General features: G+C 52.6%; 1 protein-coding gene. It reads right to left on the reverse strand.

Annotated elements, in window-relative coordinates:
* Positions 1-367 (reverse strand): YaeQ family protein (locus tag KDM89_RS20415; protein WP_212689693.1); only part of this gene is annotated, 367 nt, incomplete at both ends.

A 367-nucleotide genomic window follows, 5' to 3' on the forward strand; every position in this document is an offset into this window, starting at 1 on the left:
TGTTCGGCCGGGATATTTCTGACGCACAGATTTTTCGCGCGGTCTAAACGGCTGTTCATCTGCTTCCACCAGACATCGCTGGCACTGGCATAGCTGTACACATACACCTTATCAGAACGGCCGCAAGCCTTTAACAAGCGGCGGTCATCCGGCTGGCCGACTTCTATCCAGGTCTGGATCGCATCGGTATAGTCTTTTTCCCATAAATCGGGTTCTTCTGTATCCGAAATCCCTTTGCCGAATTCCAGCCTTTCTGCGGCATGAATAGCGAAAGCTAAGACCCGCACCATCATGCGTTCATCGGTTTCCGACGGATGTCTTGCGATGGTCAGGTTGTGATCCGCGTAGTAGCCGCGGTCCATATCAG

The organism is Cognatundibacterium luofuense, from assembly GCF_018139685.1.
Taxonomy (GTDB): Bacteria; Pseudomonadota; Gammaproteobacteria; order Burkholderiales; family Burkholderiaceae_D; genus Undibacterium; species Undibacterium luofuense.